Consider the following 14033-nt stretch of genomic DNA (forward strand, 5'->3'; position numbering starts at 1 on the left):
CGTTCGTACGGACCCGTCGCATGAACTGTCGTACGGACCGAAGAGAGAGGTGTGCCCCCATGCCGATGATCCGGCTCACAGCCCCTGCCGGTGCCCTGACCGAAGACGGCCGCCAGAGCGTTCAGCGGGACCTCGCCGCGGTGCTGCTGAAGTGGGAAGGCGCCCCCGACACGCCCTTCTTCCGCGCCCAGGCCTGGAGCTACCTCCTCGAACTGCCCGAGGGCGCCCAGACCACCGCCGAGGACGACCGGCCGCGCTTCCTGGTGGAGGTCACCGTCCCCGCCGGGGCCCTGTCCGAGCGCCGCAAGGCGGGCCTGGTCGAGGAGGCGACCACGACCGTGCTGGCCGCCGCCGGTCTCGGACAGGCCGAGGCGCTGCGGGTCTGGGTGCTGGTGCACGAACAGCCCGACGGCACCTGGGGCGCGGGCGGCTCCGTCATCCGCTACGCCGACCTGGTGGCCCTGGCGAAGGGGCAGCATGCCGATGCGTGAACTGACCTACGTCGCACGGCGCACCGTCGAGTGGCGCGAGGCACCCGACCCCAAGCTCCAGGGTGACGGAGAGGCGATCGTGGCACCGGTGGCCGCGACCCCGTGCGACGTCGACTCCGCGATCCTGGCGGGACACGCCACGCGGCGGCAGCCGCATATCGAATACAGCGTCCACCCGCCGTTCGCCCTCGGCCACGAATGTGTGGCCCGGGTCGTCGAGACCGGGGACGCCGTCACCTCGGTCGCCCCCGGTGACCTCGTCGTCGTCCCCTGGTCCATCAACTGCGGCAGCTGCGACCGCTGCCGGGCCGGGCTGACCGCGCACTGCGAGGCCGTCCCCTACATGGCGATGTACGGCGCACCCGTCGGCGGCAGTTGGGGCGGGCTCTTCTCCGAACTGCTCCGGGTGCCGTACGCCGACGCCATGCTGGTCGCGCTGCCCACCGGACTGGACCCGGTCGCCATGGCCTCGGCCAGCGACAACTGGTCGCTGGCCTGGCGTCTGGTCGCCCCCCACCTCAAGGCCCGCCCCGGAGCACGGGTGCTGGTCGTCGCCCGCGGCAGCATCGGTCTGTACGTGTGCGACATCGCCCGCGCGCTCGGCGCCTCCGACGTGCTCTACGTCGACCCCGAGCCCGAACACCGCGACCTGGCCCGTGCCTTCGGCGCCGCCACCGCCGAAACCCTGGAACCGCCACCCCGGGGCTTCGACATCGCCGTGGAGGCCACCGGACGCGTCGACCAGCTCGCCCTGGCCGTCAAGTCCCTTGCGCCCGAAGGGATCTGCGAATCGGCGGGCAACCACTTCCGCCCGGGTGAACTGCCCCTGCTCGACATGTACCTCACCGGGGTCACCCTGCGCATCGCCCGCGACAACGTCCGCGCCCACATCCCCGACGCCCTCGCGCTCGCCGCCTCCGGCAAGGTCAGCCCCGGGACAGTGGTCTCCCACGTCATCGACTGGGAGGACCTGCCCGCCGCGCTGCCGGAGAAGTACCTCAAGCCCGTCTTCGTCCGCAGCGATGCCTGACCGCACCACGGCCGCACACCACCCCGCACCGAGAAACCCGATGCACACCTCCTTCACCGACCCGCCGGCCACCGGCACCGACCGCAGCGCCGGACTCACGCCCACGAGCGCCAGGCAACGGGAACACCACAGGGCGGCCATCGACCGCCTCGGCCGCGAACTGCGCGCCCTGGTCGAAGCCACCGTCCGCACCGCCGCCTCCCCGGACACCCTGCACCGGGTGGCGGACGGCGTCCGGCACGTCACCGGACAGCTCACGGGCCGACGGCGGGCCCGCGCGGAGATCCCGGAACTCGACGAATTTCCGGGCGGGACACGGATGTTCAGTCCGGTCACCGGAACCGGCAGTCCACTGGCCCCGCCCATGACCGTCACACCCGCCGACGACGGCCTCGTGGGCCGCTGCACCCTCGGCATCGCCCACGAGGGCCCGCCCGGCTACGGCCACAGTGGCATGAGCGCCATGCTCCTCGACGAACTCATGGGCCACGCCTGCGCGGCAGCCGGAATCCCCGGGCTGACCGTCTCCCTCCAACTGCGCTACCACCGCCCCGTCCCGCTGGAGACACCGCTGTGCGTCCTCGCCCGCGTGACCGGCACGGACGACCGCAAGATCTACGTCACCGGATCGATCACGCCCGAGGCGGACCCCGCCACCCAACTGGTCACAGCCGACGGCGTTTTCATCGCCCCGGACCCCGAGCGCGCCGAGGCTCTGTTCCCCGGGCTGCGGGGTCACCGCCGGTGTAGTTGAACTCGGCCGACTCCCAGGAACCGGTGTTGGTGCTCCGGGCCCGCAGCATTCCGCTCTGGGCGCCGCTGCCACTACGGGACGTGCGCTGCTCTCGCGGAGGTGAGCAGGGCGGCGGTCTCGGGATGGCCGCAGCCGAGCGCTCACTCCAAGGCGGTGCGGCCGGTGCCGTTGTCCTCACGCAGGTGGGCATCGGCACCGTGCGCCAACAGCTCACGCACCGTCTGGATGTGCCCCCAGCACGCGGCCGCGCACAACGGCGTGCCCTCCGAGCCTAGTCCGCCGCTCTCGCTGTCGGGCGAGGCCCCGGCCGCGAGGAGCAGCCGTACGATCTCGGCCTGCCCGTGCACGGACGCGCGATAGAGAGGGGTGGCCCCTTCGTTGTCACCCCGCTCTGGATCGGCCCCCTGGCGCAGGAGGGCCTTCACCCGAGAGATGTCCTCCGCCAGGATCGCCGCGAACAGGTGGCGGGAGAGTTTCTTGCGTCGCCTGTGATTCATGTGGGTGAGGTGAGCGACGGGCTTCACCAGCGGGCTGCTCCACAGCGGCAACGCCGTCGATCTCGACGCGCACGCCGTCGCGTACGAGTTGTGCGACGGCCGTCGTCCGGGCCGGTAGCAGCGGACAGTCCGTTGTGCACGACCTGCCGGACCTGGGCGCTCCGACCGGTTGAGACGATCCATGCCGAAGTCGTTCTGCCCGTGTAGCCGCGCCAGAGGTTGCGCAGCGAGTGCTCGGCGGCCTTGTGCCGACGGGCGATCGTGATGACATCCTCCCTGGCGGGGCTGACCGGGCCGCGGCTCCCGTCGCCGTACCGGCCCTCGACGTCGGTACGACGCCGGGCACGGCGAGAGCGGCGCGGTCCGGATCGACACCGACGAGACGCCCGTCGCGGCCCAGCTCACGCGACCGGTGCAGCAGCGCGCCGGTGCCGCGGCCCACGTCCAGGACCGCGGCCGCCCGCATGGCCAGATCCGCGTACCGCAGTGAGCTGGGGTCAGGCGTACGGGGCGAAGGGGATGCCGGACGGCATGGAGTGCGCCGGCGCGTACGCGAAGTCGCCGCGGGTAGAACCAGCCGCCGGTCACGCTTTCCGGAGGCTCGGCGTTGTTGTCGGCGAAGCGGAAGTCGTGGGTGGAGATGCCGTCCTTGTGGTAGACGATCTTCGGGTGGGTGCCGCAGGACCTCGGCACTGGCCTGGGTGGGGAGCGTCAGTTTCGTCAAGAGGTGAAGTAAGCTGCGTGGAAAAGGAGTTAGGGTCGCCGCTCTGATGTTCGATGGAAAGCGAACACCGGGATGTAAGATATCCGTCGAACACCGGCAAACAGCCGCGCAGGCGAGGAGAGGGGCATGTCGAACCAGGCCGCGGGCGCGAGTCACCGAGCCGCGCCGGTCCACACGGATCCCGAGGACGTCTCCGTCCTGACCGCGCTGTCCGCGGTCGCCGATCCCGTGCGCATCCAGCTGATCCGCGAGCTGGCGGGCTCCACCGACTGGACGCGCAGCTGCGGCAGCTTCGACGTGCCCGTCGGCAAGGCCGCGCTCAGCCACCATTTCTCGGTGCTGCGCGGCGCCGGTCTGGTCGAGCAGCGCGACGAGGGGCCGAGGCGGGTCAACCGGCTGCGCCGCGAGGAGTTCGAGGCGCGCTTCCCCGGGCTGCTCGATCTCCTGCTGCGCGACGACGCCACGCAGTGAGCGACTGAGCTGCGCGCACTGAGCGGCTCCCGTGAGCGGCGTGCCGCGTCCGCGGGCGTCGTGCACGTCCTCCCGGCGCAGTAGGCGGTACTCCTCCCTGAGGTGGAGAGGAGCGCGTCGGCTCGTGCCCTGCCACCAAGCGGTATTGCCAGCACCGGCACGACGCCCCGGCACCCCCTTTCCGGCCAGGCTGGTCAGGTCCCCGACCCCAGACCTGGAGATCCGTTTCCCGTGGCTACCCTGCTCTATCGATGGGGCCGTACCGCCTTCCGGCGGCGCTGGCTCGTGACGTTGTTGTGGGCCGTGATCCTCGGCGCCGTGGGAGTCGGCGCCGCCAAGGCTCCGGCCTCCTCCGACGGCGGCACGTCGTTCATGCCCGGCATCGAGGCACAGAAGGCCTTCGACCTGATCGGACAGCGTTTCCCCGGCTCCGACGCCAATGGCGCCACCGCGCGGATCGTGTTCGTCGCGCCCCAGGGGGAGAAGGTGACCGCGTCCGGTCACCGCACCGCCATCGACACGCTCGTGACGGAAGCCGCCGCCGAGCCGAAGGTCGCCGGCGCGGTGAATCCGTTCACCGCGGGCGCGGTGAGCAAGGACGGCTCCACCGCCTACGCCACCGTGAACTACAGGGTGAAGGCCGACGATCTCGCCCAGAGCGACAAGGACGCCCTGGATAAGGCCATAGGCCAGGCCCGTGCCTCCGGCCTCACGGTCGAGGCCGGAGGCACCGCGATCGCCACGAAACCCGCCGCGGGCGGCTCGTCCGAGGCCATCGGCATCGCCCTCGCCGCGGTCGTCCTGCTGATCACCTTCGGTTCCCTCGCGGCCGCCGGCCTCCCGCTGCTCACCGCCGTCGTCGGCGTCGGGGTCAGCATGGTCGCCATCCTGGCCCTCGGCAGCGTCTTCGGCCTGTCCCTGACCTCCGGGACCCTCGCCTCGATGATCGGTCTCGCGGTCGGCATCGACTACGCCCTCTTCGTCGTCTCCCGCTACCGCGAGGAACGGGCCGCCGGCCACGCACCGCGCGAGGCGGCCGGTCTCGCCGTCGGCACGGCCGGCGCCGCCGTGGTCTTCGCGGGCCTCACCGTGGTCATCGCGCTGGCCGGCCTGGCCGTGGTCGACGTACCGATGCTCACCAAGATGGGCCTGTGCGCCGCGGGCGCCGTGGCCGTCGCCGTCCTGGTCGCCCTCACCCTCGTCCCCGCCCTGCTCGGCATGTGGCCGAACGCCGTACTCGCCCGGGCCGTACGCAAGCGCGGCCGCGTGGCCCGGACGGCCGACAACGCCGGTGCCCGGTGGGCGCGCTTCGTCCTGCGCCGTCCGGTGGCCGTGCTGCTGGCGTGCGTCGCGGGACTGGGCGCCCTGGCACTGCCCGCCACCCACCTGGAGATGGGCATGCCGGGAGACGAGTCCAAGCCCGTCTCCACGACGGAACGACGCGCCTACGACGCCCTCGCGCACGGTTTCGGGGCGGGGTTCAACGGGCCGCTGACGATCGTGGTCGACGCCAAGGGCGCGGCCGACCCCAAGGCCGCCGTCACCACCATCACCCAGGAGATCCGCGCGACCCACGGAGTCGTCTCCGTCTCACCCGCGCGGTTCGACAAGGCCGGCGACACCGCGCTCGTCTCGGCCGTGCCCTCCACCGGCCCGAACACCGAGGACACCAAGACCCTCGTCAAGACCATCCGCGCGCAGCGCACCGCACTGGAGCGACGGACGGGGGCGACCTTCGAGGTCACCGGAACGACGGCGATGAACATCGACGTCGCGCAGGCCCTGCAGGACGCGCTCGTGCCGTACCTGGCGGTCATCGTCGGCCTGGCGATGGTCCTCCTGCTGGTGGTGTTCCGGTCCGTGCTCGTGCCTGTCAAGGCCGCCTTCGGGTTCCTGCTGTCGGTGCTGGCCGCCCTCGGCGCGGTCGTGGCGGTCTTCCAGTGGGGCTGGGGCGCCGGGCTGCTGGGCGTGGAACAGACCGGTCCGATCATGAGCCTGATGCCGATCTTCCTGGTGGGCATCGTCTTCGGCCTGGCGATGGACTACGAGGTGTTCCTCGTGGCCCGGATGCGGGAGGCGTACGTCCACGGGGACCGAGCCGCGCAGGCGGTCGAAACCGGCTTCCGGCACAGCGCGCGGGTGGTCGTCGCCGCGGCGGTGATCATGATCGCGGTCTTCTCGGCGTTCATCGGTTCCGGCGAGTCGATGATCAAGACGATCGGTTTCGGCCTCGCCGTCGCGGTGCTGCTGGACGCCTTCGTCGTCCGCATGGCGCTCGTACCCGCGGTGCTGGCGCTGCTCGGCGACAAGGCATGGTGGATCCCGCGGTGGCTCGACCGGCTGCTGCCCCGCGTCGACGTCGAGGGCGCCGGGCTCACCGCGGCGCCGGCCCCCGTGGACGGCGTAACGGCGCCGCAGGAACCGGCCCGCACCTGACCCGGGCCCCACCCGGCAGGCCGCGCCATGCCGGTCTGCCGGGTGGGAGTATGTCTACGTCCGGTCCTCACTCGGAGCATGATGAACACAAGCTGGCAGCGTCGGGCGGCAGCCCGGCCGAAGGCCGTCGAGGCAGCCATGCTGGTGCTGCTCTTCGTGTGCACCGTCACCGGTGTCTTCGTCACCCGGGCGGTGATGCACCCGCCGCCGGCCGGGTGGGCCGGCGTCGCGCTGTCCGCCCCGGCCTGCGCCGCGCTGTACTGGCGACGCGCCCGCCCCCTGCACGTCCTCGCGGTGACCACGCTGTGCACGATGGCCGAGGGCGCGCTCGGCTACCTCATGACTCCGTTCCTGATGGGCCCGCTGCTGGTCGCGCAGTACGCCACGAACCTGCGCACACCCCGGCGCACCGCCTGGAACAGCGCGCTGGCGGCCGCTGCCGGCATGCTCGTCACCGGCGTGTTCCTCAGCACCCTGCACAACTCCGTGATCCTCGCCGTCGTCAACCCGGTGGCCTGGGTCCTGCTGAGCGCGGCCCTCGGCAGCTACATCCAGGTGCGCCGCGAGTACGCGGCGGCCCGCGCCGAGCACGCCGACCAGCAGCGGGAGGAGGAGGCACGCCATCGCGTGATCCAGGAACGCATGCGCATCGCACGCGAACTGCACGACGTCGTCGCCCATCACCTCACCCTCGCCGACGCCCAGGCGGGCACCGCGGCCCACCTCGCCCGCACCCACCCGGACCAGGCCCTCGCGATCATCGCGAAACTGCCTGAGACCACAGCCGCGGCCCTGCGCGAACTCAAGGCCACCGTGGGGCTCCTGCGCCAGGACACCGACCCCGCGGACGACCTGGCCCCGGCGCCGGGCCTGCGGCACCTGCCCGACCTCGTCGACGCCTGCGCGGCGGCCGGACTGGACGTCTCGGTCACCGTCGAGGGCCGGCCGCGCCGGCTCACCCCCGTACTCGACCTGACTGCCTACCGGATCATCCAGGAAGCCCTCACCAACGCCACCAAGCACGCGGCCACCCGCACCGCCCAGGTACGGCTCAGCTACACCCCCCGCTTCCTGACCCTGACCATCGCCAACGACACCGCCCCCGGCCGCCCGGCCGCGCCGGCCGGCCCCGGCGGCGGCTTCGGCCTGCTCAGCATGCGCGAGCGCGCCACCTCCGCCGGCGGCACGTTCCACGCGGGCCACCGTCCGCACGGCGGCTTCGAGGTCGCCTGCTCCCTCCCGCTCGACAGCCCCGACGAACTCGACAGCCCCGACGAAAGTCCCGAGGAAAGCCCCGCCCCATGACGATCCGCGTCCTGCTCGCCGACGACCAGGCCCTGCTCCGGGCGACCTTCCGCATCCTCATCGACTCGGTCCCGGACCTGACCGTGGTCGCGGAGGCCGCCGACGGGCAGGAGGCCATCGACCTCACCGCTACCCACCGGCCCGACGTCGTCCTCATGGACATCCGCATGCCCCAGGTCGACGGCGTGACCGCGACCGCCGCCATCTGCTCCCGCCCGGAACTGACGGGCACGCACATCCTGATCCTCACCACCTTCGAGAACGACGAGAACGTCGCCAAGGCCCTGCGCGCCGGCGCCAGCGGCTTCCTCGGCAAGGGCGTCAGCCCCGACGACCTCCTGTCCGGCATCCGCACCGTCGCGGCCGGCGACGCCCTCCTCTCACCCACCGCCACCCGCACCCTCATCACCCGCTTCCTGGCGGCCCCGGCCACCGACGACTTCCAGACCCTCCCCGACGCCGTCAGAACCCTGACCGACCGCGAACGCGAAGTCACCGCCCTCGCCGCCCACGGCAAGTCCAACGCGGACATCGCCGACCAACTCGTCCTGAGCCCCCTGACCGTACGCAGCCACATCCAGCGCGCCATGACCAAGCTCGACGCCCGCGACCGCGCCCAACTCGTGGTCATCGCCTACCAGAGCGGGCTGGTGAAACCGCATACGCGACACGACGGATGAGCGGGCGATACACCGGATTACGTGCCGGGTAATCGACCGCCACCCGCCGCGGTGGCAGGATCGTGGGCGTCAACAGCCGAGCGGCCGGAAGGGATGCCATGTCCGCCTACGCGATAGCCCACCTGCAGGAATCCGCCCCGCACCCGGAGATCGCCGAGTACATCGCGCGGGTCACCGCCACCTTCGAACCGTACGGCGGCCGGTTCCTCGTCCACGCCGGCGCGCACGAGGTGAAGGAGGGCTCCTGGCCCGGTCATGTCGTCGTCATCGGTTTCCCGTCGCTCGCGCAGGCGCGGGCCTGGTGGGACTCCGAGGCGTATCAGGAGATCGCTCCGCTGCGCTCACGTCACATCGAGGGAGACATCATCCTGGTGCCGGGCGTGCCCGAAGGCTACGACGCGGCCACGACCGCGCAGTCGATGAGGGAGGCACTCGCCGCCCGTTGAGGTGAGCCGCCTGCTCGGCTCCGACGGACCGGAGCCGGGGTGCCCGCCGTCATGTCCGAATCCGGCCAGCATCCCGGCCGGTGATCGCCTAGAACTGGGGGCATGACGACCTACTCGGCCGAAGCCGCTCGCGGAGAACATGCGCACCTTCGAGCTGCCGGCGGCGGCCAAGGAGAACGGTTTCCGGGCGTGTCTGCGTTTCCGGCCGTACCGGGTGGCCGGGCCGATCGCCGCCGACGTACCCGAACTGCTGTGCAGGGCCATGCAGTTGATCATCGCCGGGGCGCTGGACACGGGGACCGAGGCCGCGCTCGGCGCCCGGCTCGCCCGCTCGCGGCGCGCCCACTTCGCGCGCCGGCTGCTGGACGACACGGACCTGACGGTGACCGATGTGGCATTCGCGTCCGGCTTCGGCAGCGTACGGCAGTTCAACCGGGACATGCGGCTGGTCTTCCGGGCCGCACCGGTGGAGCTGCGCAGGCTGGAGACGCGGTTGCCTTCGCACCGCCGCTGCACTGGCCCGCCCTGCCGGCGTTCCTCGCCGAACGGGCCGTACCGGGCGTGGAGTCGGTGGAGGCGGACGTGTACCGGCGCACGATCAGCCTGGACGGCGAGGCCGGCCTGCTGGAGGTGCGCGCCGGCCGGATCTTCGGCGTGGACGCGGACACCGCCCCGGCGGAGACCGCCCTGGCCGCCGTACTCCGCCAGTGCGCCGACCAGCCGCAGGCGCGAGCAGTTGGCCGCCCTGCGCCTGAGCCACGCCGACGCCTTTCCGGCCACAGAAGCCCGGGACGGGACCGGCGCCGCATGGCACCCCTGGCGCGCCTTCGCCGCGACCCACCTGGCCCTGGCGGAACTCCCCACGCCCACGCCCTGACCACGTCATCACCCCAACCCACACCGAAGGAACCGACAGATGAACACCGCCCAGCGTGAACTGGCCGCCGTCCTGCGCGCGTTGCACGCGCCTGCCGACGGGCGTGCACTGGTGCTGCCCAACGCCTGGGACGCCGCGAGTGCCGCGCTGATCGTGCGGGCGGGTGCCCGGGCGGTCGCGACGACCAGTGGGGGTGTCGCCTGGTCGGCCGGACGGCCCGACGGCCATGGCCTCAGCCGGGATGAGATGGCCGAGGCCGTGCGGCGGATCGCCGCTGTGGTCGACGTGCCGGTGAGCGCGGACGTCGAAGGCGGTTACGGCCCCGGCGCCGAGGATGTCGCGGCCACCGTCCGCGCGGTGATCGAGGCCGGCGCGGTCGGTGTCAACCTCGAGGACTCGCTCGCTCCGGGCGGCCCGCTGCACGACGTGCCCGCTCACGCCGTACGACTGCGCGCGGCCCGGTCCGCCGCCGAGGAAGCGGGGCTGCCCGGCCTGTGGATCAACGCGCGCACGGATGTCTTCCTGTTCGGCATCGGCGCTCCGGAGGACCGCCTGGTGGACGTGCTCTCCCGGGCCAAGGCCTACGCCGACGCGGGCGCCGACAGCCTGTTCGTGCCCGGCCTCGTGGACCTGGACACCGTCGCCGAGCTGGTCCGCCGCAGCCCGCTGCCGGTCAACGTGCTGGCGGGGCCGGGCGCACCGTCGGTCACCGGGTTCGAAGCGGTCGGCGTGCGCCGGATCAGCGTGGGCACCGCGCTCGCCCAGACCGCGTACGGGGCCGTCCAGCGCGCGGCGACCGAGTTGCTGGGCGCGGGCACCTACGACGCGATGGCCGGCGCGGTGGACTTCGGCACCGTCAACAGCGCGGTAGGCACGGCGCGCACGGTCCGGTGACCACACCATGGGGTGTCTTTGCCCGCGCTGATGGGTTTCTTGGGCTGAACACGGCATTCCGGCCCGCTGCCGTACACGTTCCTCCCCTCGGATGTCGGTGCACGGTTCGCGTGCTCTCGCTTGCACTGCACAGCCCGAGGAGAACCCTTGTCCCGACGCCCGGTTCACTCCGTACGTTCCGTCACGGCGGCGGCCGCCGCGCTGGCCGCCGTCGGCGCGCTCACCGCGGCGGCCGTGCCCGCTTCGGCGCACGTCCCCGCGCACCCGCGCGCGGCCGCCCGGCATGTCCTGCTGCTGTCCGTCGACGGACTGCACCAGTCCGACCTGGCCTGGTACGTCGCCCGCCACCCGCACTCGGCCCTCGCGCGGCTCGCGGGCGGCGGCGTGGAGTACACCCACGCGGCCACCACCAACCCCTCCGACTCCTTCCCGGGCATGGTCGGTCAGCTCACGGGCGGCAACCCGGGCACCACGGGCGTCTACTACGACGACACCTACAGCTCCGCTCTCCTGCCGGCCGGTACGACGAAGTGCGCCGGCGCCAAGCCCGGCGCCGAGGTCGACCTCACCGAGGACCTCGACAAGAACCAGGACTCCCTCGACGCGGGCCAGGGCCTGACCGGACTGCCCGGCAGCATCCTCCAGATGACCGGCGCCCCCGCCCGGCTCCTCGCCCCCTCGAAGCTGCCGGTCGACCCGAAGACCTGCAGACCGGTCTACCCGCACTCCTACCTGCGCGTGAACACCGTCTTCGAGGTGGCCCGGCAGGCCGGCCTGCGCACCGCCTGGTCCGACAAGCACGCCGCCTACGACATCCTCAACGGGCCCTCCGGCAAGGGCATCCAGGACCTGTTCACGCCCGAGATCAACAGCAAGGCCATCGGCTACTCCGCCGGTGACTGGACCAAGGACAACGCCGCGACCGAGCAGTACGACGGCTACAAGGCGCGGGCCGTCCTCAACGAGATCGACGGCTACGACCACAGCCGCACCCACAAGGTGGGCACCCCGGCCGTCTTCGGGATGAACTTCCAGTCCGTCTCGACCGCCCAGAAGCTGCCCGCCTCCGACGGGCTGACCGGCGGTTACCAGGCGAAGGGCGTGCCCGGTCCGCTGCTGGCGAAGAACCTCGACTTCGTGGACCAGCAGGTCGGCGCCCTCCTCACCGAACTCGGCAAGCGGCACCTCGCCGACAGCACCACGGTGATCCTCTCCTCCAAGCACGGCCAGTCGCCCACCGACCCCACGGCGCTGACCCGTATCGACGACGGCCCCCTGCTCGACGGTCTCAACGCCGCCTGGAAGGCCGCCCACCCGGGCGCCGGCGATCTCGTCGCCCACGCGGTGGACGACGACGCCATGCTGATCTGGCTCACCGACCGGTCCCAGGCCGCCGCCGACTTCGCCAAGGCCTATCTGCTCGCCCGGTCCGGCACGGGCAACGGCATCGACGGCAAGGCCCGGCCCTTCACCGCGAGCGGTCTGGAGACCCTGTACGCGGGCGCGGCCGCCGCACGGTACTTCCACGCGCGCCCGGGTGACTCCCGAGTGCCCGACCTGGTCGGCGTCACCCAGTACGGCGTCGTCTACACCGGCGGCAAGGGCAAGATCGCCGAGCACGGCGGTGCCCACGCCGACGACCTCGACGTCCCGCTCGTCGTCTCCGGCGCCGCCACCCCGCACGGCGTGCGCGTCGCCGGCCCGGTGCACACCACGCAGATCGCCCCGACGATCCTGCGGCTGCTGGGACTCGACCCGCGGAGCCTGGACGCCGTACGCGTCGAGCACACCCGGGTCCTTCCCGCGAGCTGACCCTCGCAGGACTGCTCCGGTCGGCCCACACGCGCGTTACTCACTTTCGGGTGGCCGCATGGTCGGTCACCCGGCGTGTGGGCCCGCCAGGCCGTGAGAGAACGGCATTCAGGACATAAATGGTCATTGCATCCGAGGGTCGGCCGGCTGCACCACGGGGTGGTGTACATCAGCGGCGTCCGGCACGACGGACAGGGCCGGGCCGACCGCTCCAACCGCACCTTGAACAGGCGGTGGGTGGACATCACGAACGGCTCCCGCCGGGCGATGCACCTGGACCACTGGACGCTGTCCGACGCCGAAGGCCGCACGTACACCTTCCGGCACGTGCGGCTCGACGGCCGCGCCACCGTCCGCGTCCACACCGGCGTCGGCCGCAACACCAAGACCGACCTGTACCAGGACCGCCGCACGCGCGTGTGGGACACCAACACCGACACCGCGACCCTGTGCGACGCCCGCGGTCGGGTGATCGACACCGTGTCCTGGGGGCACGATCAACGGCGTGACGCCGCCGGCCGCCGCCACCACGGCGACCACGCCGTCGGTCACCGTCACTGACCTTGGACGCCCCCTCTCACGACACCAGCCCCGGACGGCGTTCTCGCCGACCGGGGCTGTCTCTTCGGCCGATCGCCGTGTCGGCACTTCCCGCCGAGTAGTACGCGGTGAGTAATACGTGATGTGTACCATCCCTGGGAGTTGTCACCTTCGGTATGTCGCCGCATCGCCGACGAAAGGACTGAACAGTGCCACTCACCGGACCCCTCTACGCCCTCTACGCCCGCCGCCTGCGCCGCCAGGTCAAGGGCGGGCCGCTGCCCGAGCACGTGGGGCTGATCATGGACGGCAACCGCCGTTGGGCCCGCCAGATGGGCATGACCAACCCGAGCCTCGGCCACAAGTTCGGCGCCGAGCGGGTGGACGACGTGCTGTCCTGGTGCGAGACGCTGGGCATCCGGCACGTCACGGTCTTCGTCTGCTCCACCGAGAACCTGGCCCGCCGTGACGACGGCGAAGTCGCCTTCCTCATGGAGCTGATCGAGCGGGTCGTGACGACCAAGCTCGCACGGCCGGAAGCCCGCTGGCAGGTACACATCGCCGGCACCGTCGACGGCCTCCCCACCTCCACCGCCCACGCCCTGAAGAACGCGGTGGAAGCGACGCGGGGCTGTACCACCGGAGCACATGTCACCCTCGCCATCGGCTACGGCGGCCGGCAGGAGGTCATCGACGCCATGCGCGAGCTGTTGACCGAACGCGCGGAGGCGGGGCAGTCGCTGGCCGACCTGGCGGAGAGCCTGACGGTGGACGACATCGCCCGGCACCTGTACACGGCGGGCCGGCCGGACCCCGACCTGCTCATCCGCACCAGCGGAGAACAGCGGCTGTCGAACTTCCTGCTCTGGCAGAGCGCCTACGCCGAGCTCTACTTCTGCGAGGCCTACTGGCCCGCCTTCCGCGAGGTCGACTTCCTGCGGGCCCTGCGCAGCTACGGCGCCCGGGAGCGCCGGTACGGGAAGTGACAATCCTCCTCCGCCACGGCTCCAGCGGCTCGTAGCAGATTGGCCTGTGCCCCAGCGAGCGGGGAGAAGCGGGTGACCCGGTCCGCGAGC

General features: G+C 72.0%; 13 protein-coding genes and 3 pseudogenes. 14 read left to right on the forward strand and 2 right to left on the reverse strand.

The window, feature by feature from the left end; genetic code table 11:
* Positions 1-59 precede the first annotated feature (59 nt).
* Genes ACH47Z_RS32605 through ACH47Z_RS32615 form a run of 3 tightly spaced genes read left to right on the forward strand, consistent with a single transcriptional unit; the run spans position 60 to position 2275 of the window.
* On the forward strand, positions 60-491 hold the full coding sequence (locus tag ACH47Z_RS32605) for a 4-oxalocrotonate tautomerase family protein (RefSeq protein ID WP_399080168.1): 432 nt from the start codon (positions 60-62) through the stop codon (positions 489-491).
* Positions 484-1521, forward strand: a complete 1038-nt coding sequence (locus ACH47Z_RS32610) for a zinc-binding dehydrogenase (RefSeq protein ID WP_399080170.1) — start codon at positions 484-486, stop codon at positions 1519-1521. Before ACH47Z_RS32605 ends, ACH47Z_RS32610 begins: the two co-directional genes overlap by 8 nt.
* 40 nt (positions 1522-1561) lie before the next feature.
* Positions 1562-2275 (forward strand): PaaI family thioesterase, encoded by a 714-nt coding sequence (locus ACH47Z_RS32615; protein ID WP_399080172.1) that lies wholly within the window; start codon positions 1562-1564, stop codon positions 2273-2275.
* Between the two features lie 143 nt (positions 2276-2418).
* On the opposite strand, the pseudogene ACH47Z_RS32620 reads toward ACH47Z_RS32615, so the two are convergent.
* Positions 2419-2772 (reverse strand): annotated as a pseudogene (locus ACH47Z_RS32620) (ankyrin repeat domain-containing protein); the annotation flags it as partial.
* A gap of 497 nt (positions 2773-3269) precedes the next feature.
* Positions 3270-3450: pseudogene (locus ACH47Z_RS32625) on the reverse strand (hypothetical protein); the annotation flags it as partial.
* 172 nt (positions 3451-3622) lie between these two features.
* Here ACH47Z_RS32625 and ACH47Z_RS32630 point away from each other — a divergent pair.
* The 11 genes and pseudogenes from ACH47Z_RS32630 (at position 3623) to uppS (ending at position 13943) form a co-directional block, all read left to right on the forward strand.
* Positions 3623-3967, forward strand: a complete 345-nt coding sequence (locus ACH47Z_RS32630) for an ArsR/SmtB family transcription factor (protein ID WP_399080174.1) — start codon at positions 3623-3625, stop codon at positions 3965-3967.
* Between the two features lie 231 nt (positions 3968-4198).
* Positions 4199-6403: an MMPL family transporter gene (locus ACH47Z_RS32635; RefSeq protein WP_399080176.1), complete on the forward strand. Its 2205-nt coding sequence runs from the start codon at positions 4199-4201 to the stop codon at positions 6401-6403.
* Between the two features lie 81 nt (positions 6404-6484).
* Positions 6485-7708 (forward strand): sensor histidine kinase, encoded by a 1224-nt coding sequence (locus ACH47Z_RS32640; protein ID WP_399080333.1) that lies wholly within the window; start codon positions 6485-6487, stop codon positions 7706-7708.
* The gene (locus ACH47Z_RS32645; protein ID WP_399080177.1) at positions 7705-8388 is read left to right on the forward strand and encodes a response regulator; all 684 of its coding nucleotides are present in this window, start codon (positions 7705-7707) and stop codon (positions 8386-8388) included. The genes ACH47Z_RS32640 and ACH47Z_RS32645 overlap by 4 nt, the downstream gene beginning before the upstream one ends.
* A gap of 98 nt (positions 8389-8486) precedes the next feature.
* Positions 8487-8834: a DUF1330 domain-containing protein gene (locus tag ACH47Z_RS32650; protein WP_399080179.1), complete on the forward strand. Its 348-nt coding sequence runs from the start codon at positions 8487-8489 to the stop codon at positions 8832-8834.
* Positions 8835-9096: 262 nt separating this feature from the next.
* Positions 9097-9303 (forward strand): annotated as a pseudogene (locus ACH47Z_RS32655) (helix-turn-helix domain-containing protein); the annotation flags it as partial.
* A gap of 56 nt (positions 9304-9359) precedes the next feature.
* Positions 9360-9770: an AlkA N-terminal domain-containing protein gene (locus ACH47Z_RS32660; RefSeq protein WP_399080335.1), complete on the forward strand. Its 411-nt coding sequence runs from the start codon at positions 9360-9362 to the stop codon at positions 9768-9770.
* Positions 9751-10605 carry an isocitrate lyase/phosphoenolpyruvate mutase family protein gene (locus ACH47Z_RS32665; protein ID WP_399080181.1) on the forward strand — a complete coding sequence of 285 codons (855 nt, stop codon included), beginning with the start codon at positions 9751-9753 and terminating at the stop codon, positions 10603-10605. The genes ACH47Z_RS32660 and ACH47Z_RS32665 overlap by 20 nt, the downstream gene beginning before the upstream one ends.
* A gap of 147 nt (positions 10606-10752) precedes the next feature.
* Complete coding sequence (locus ACH47Z_RS32670) at positions 10753-12417, forward strand: alkaline phosphatase family protein (RefSeq protein WP_399080183.1); 1665 nt, start codon at positions 10753-10755, stop codon at positions 12415-12417.
* A 126-nt stretch (positions 12418-12543) separates the two neighbouring features.
* Positions 12544-12978 carry a lamin tail domain-containing protein gene (locus ACH47Z_RS32675; protein WP_399080184.1) on the forward strand — a complete coding sequence of 145 codons (435 nt, stop codon included), beginning with the start codon at positions 12544-12546 and terminating at the stop codon, positions 12976-12978.
* A gap of 188 nt (positions 12979-13166) precedes the next feature.
* Positions 13167-13943: a polyprenyl diphosphate synthase gene (gene uppS, locus ACH47Z_RS32680; protein WP_399080186.1), complete on the forward strand. Its 777-nt coding sequence runs from the start codon at positions 13167-13169 to the stop codon at positions 13941-13943.
* The last annotated feature ends 90 nt before the right edge of the window (positions 13944-14033 follow it).

It is taken from the genome of Streptomyces sp. NPDC020192, from assembly GCF_044388685.1.
Lineage (GTDB): Bacteria > Actinomycetota > Actinomycetes > Streptomycetales > Streptomycetaceae > Streptomyces.

Bases quoted from the DNA above. Each gene is read 5' to 3' on its own strand.
- ACH47Z_RS32645 (WP_399080177.1), top strand. From the start codon at position 7,705: ATGACGATCCGCGTCCTGCTCGCCGACGACCAGGCCCTGCTCCGGGCG.
- ACH47Z_RS32650 (WP_399080179.1), top strand. From the start codon at position 8,487: ATGTCCGCCTACGCGATAGCCCACCTGCAGGAATCCGCCCCGCACCCG.
- ACH47Z_RS32605 (WP_399080168.1), top strand. From the start codon at position 60: ATGCCGATGATCCGGCTCACAGCCCCTGCCGGTGCCCTGACCGAAGAC.
- ACH47Z_RS32630 (WP_399080174.1), top strand. From the start codon at position 3,623: ATGTCGAACCAGGCCGCGGGCGCGAGTCACCGAGCCGCGCCGGTCCAC.
- ACH47Z_RS32610 (WP_399080170.1), top strand. From the start codon at position 484: ATGCGTGAACTGACCTACGTCGCACGGCGCACCGTCGAGTGGCGCGAG.
- ACH47Z_RS32665 (WP_399080181.1), top strand. From the start codon at position 9,751: ATGAACACCGCCCAGCGTGAACTGGCCGCCGTCCTGCGCGCGTTGCAC.
- ACH47Z_RS32615 (WP_399080172.1), top strand. From the start codon at position 1,562: ATGCACACCTCCTTCACCGACCCGCCGGCCACCGGCACCGACCGCAGC.
- ACH47Z_RS32640 (WP_399080333.1), top strand. From the start codon at position 6,485: ATGAACACAAGCTGGCAGCGTCGGGCGGCAGCCCGGCCGAAGGCCGTC.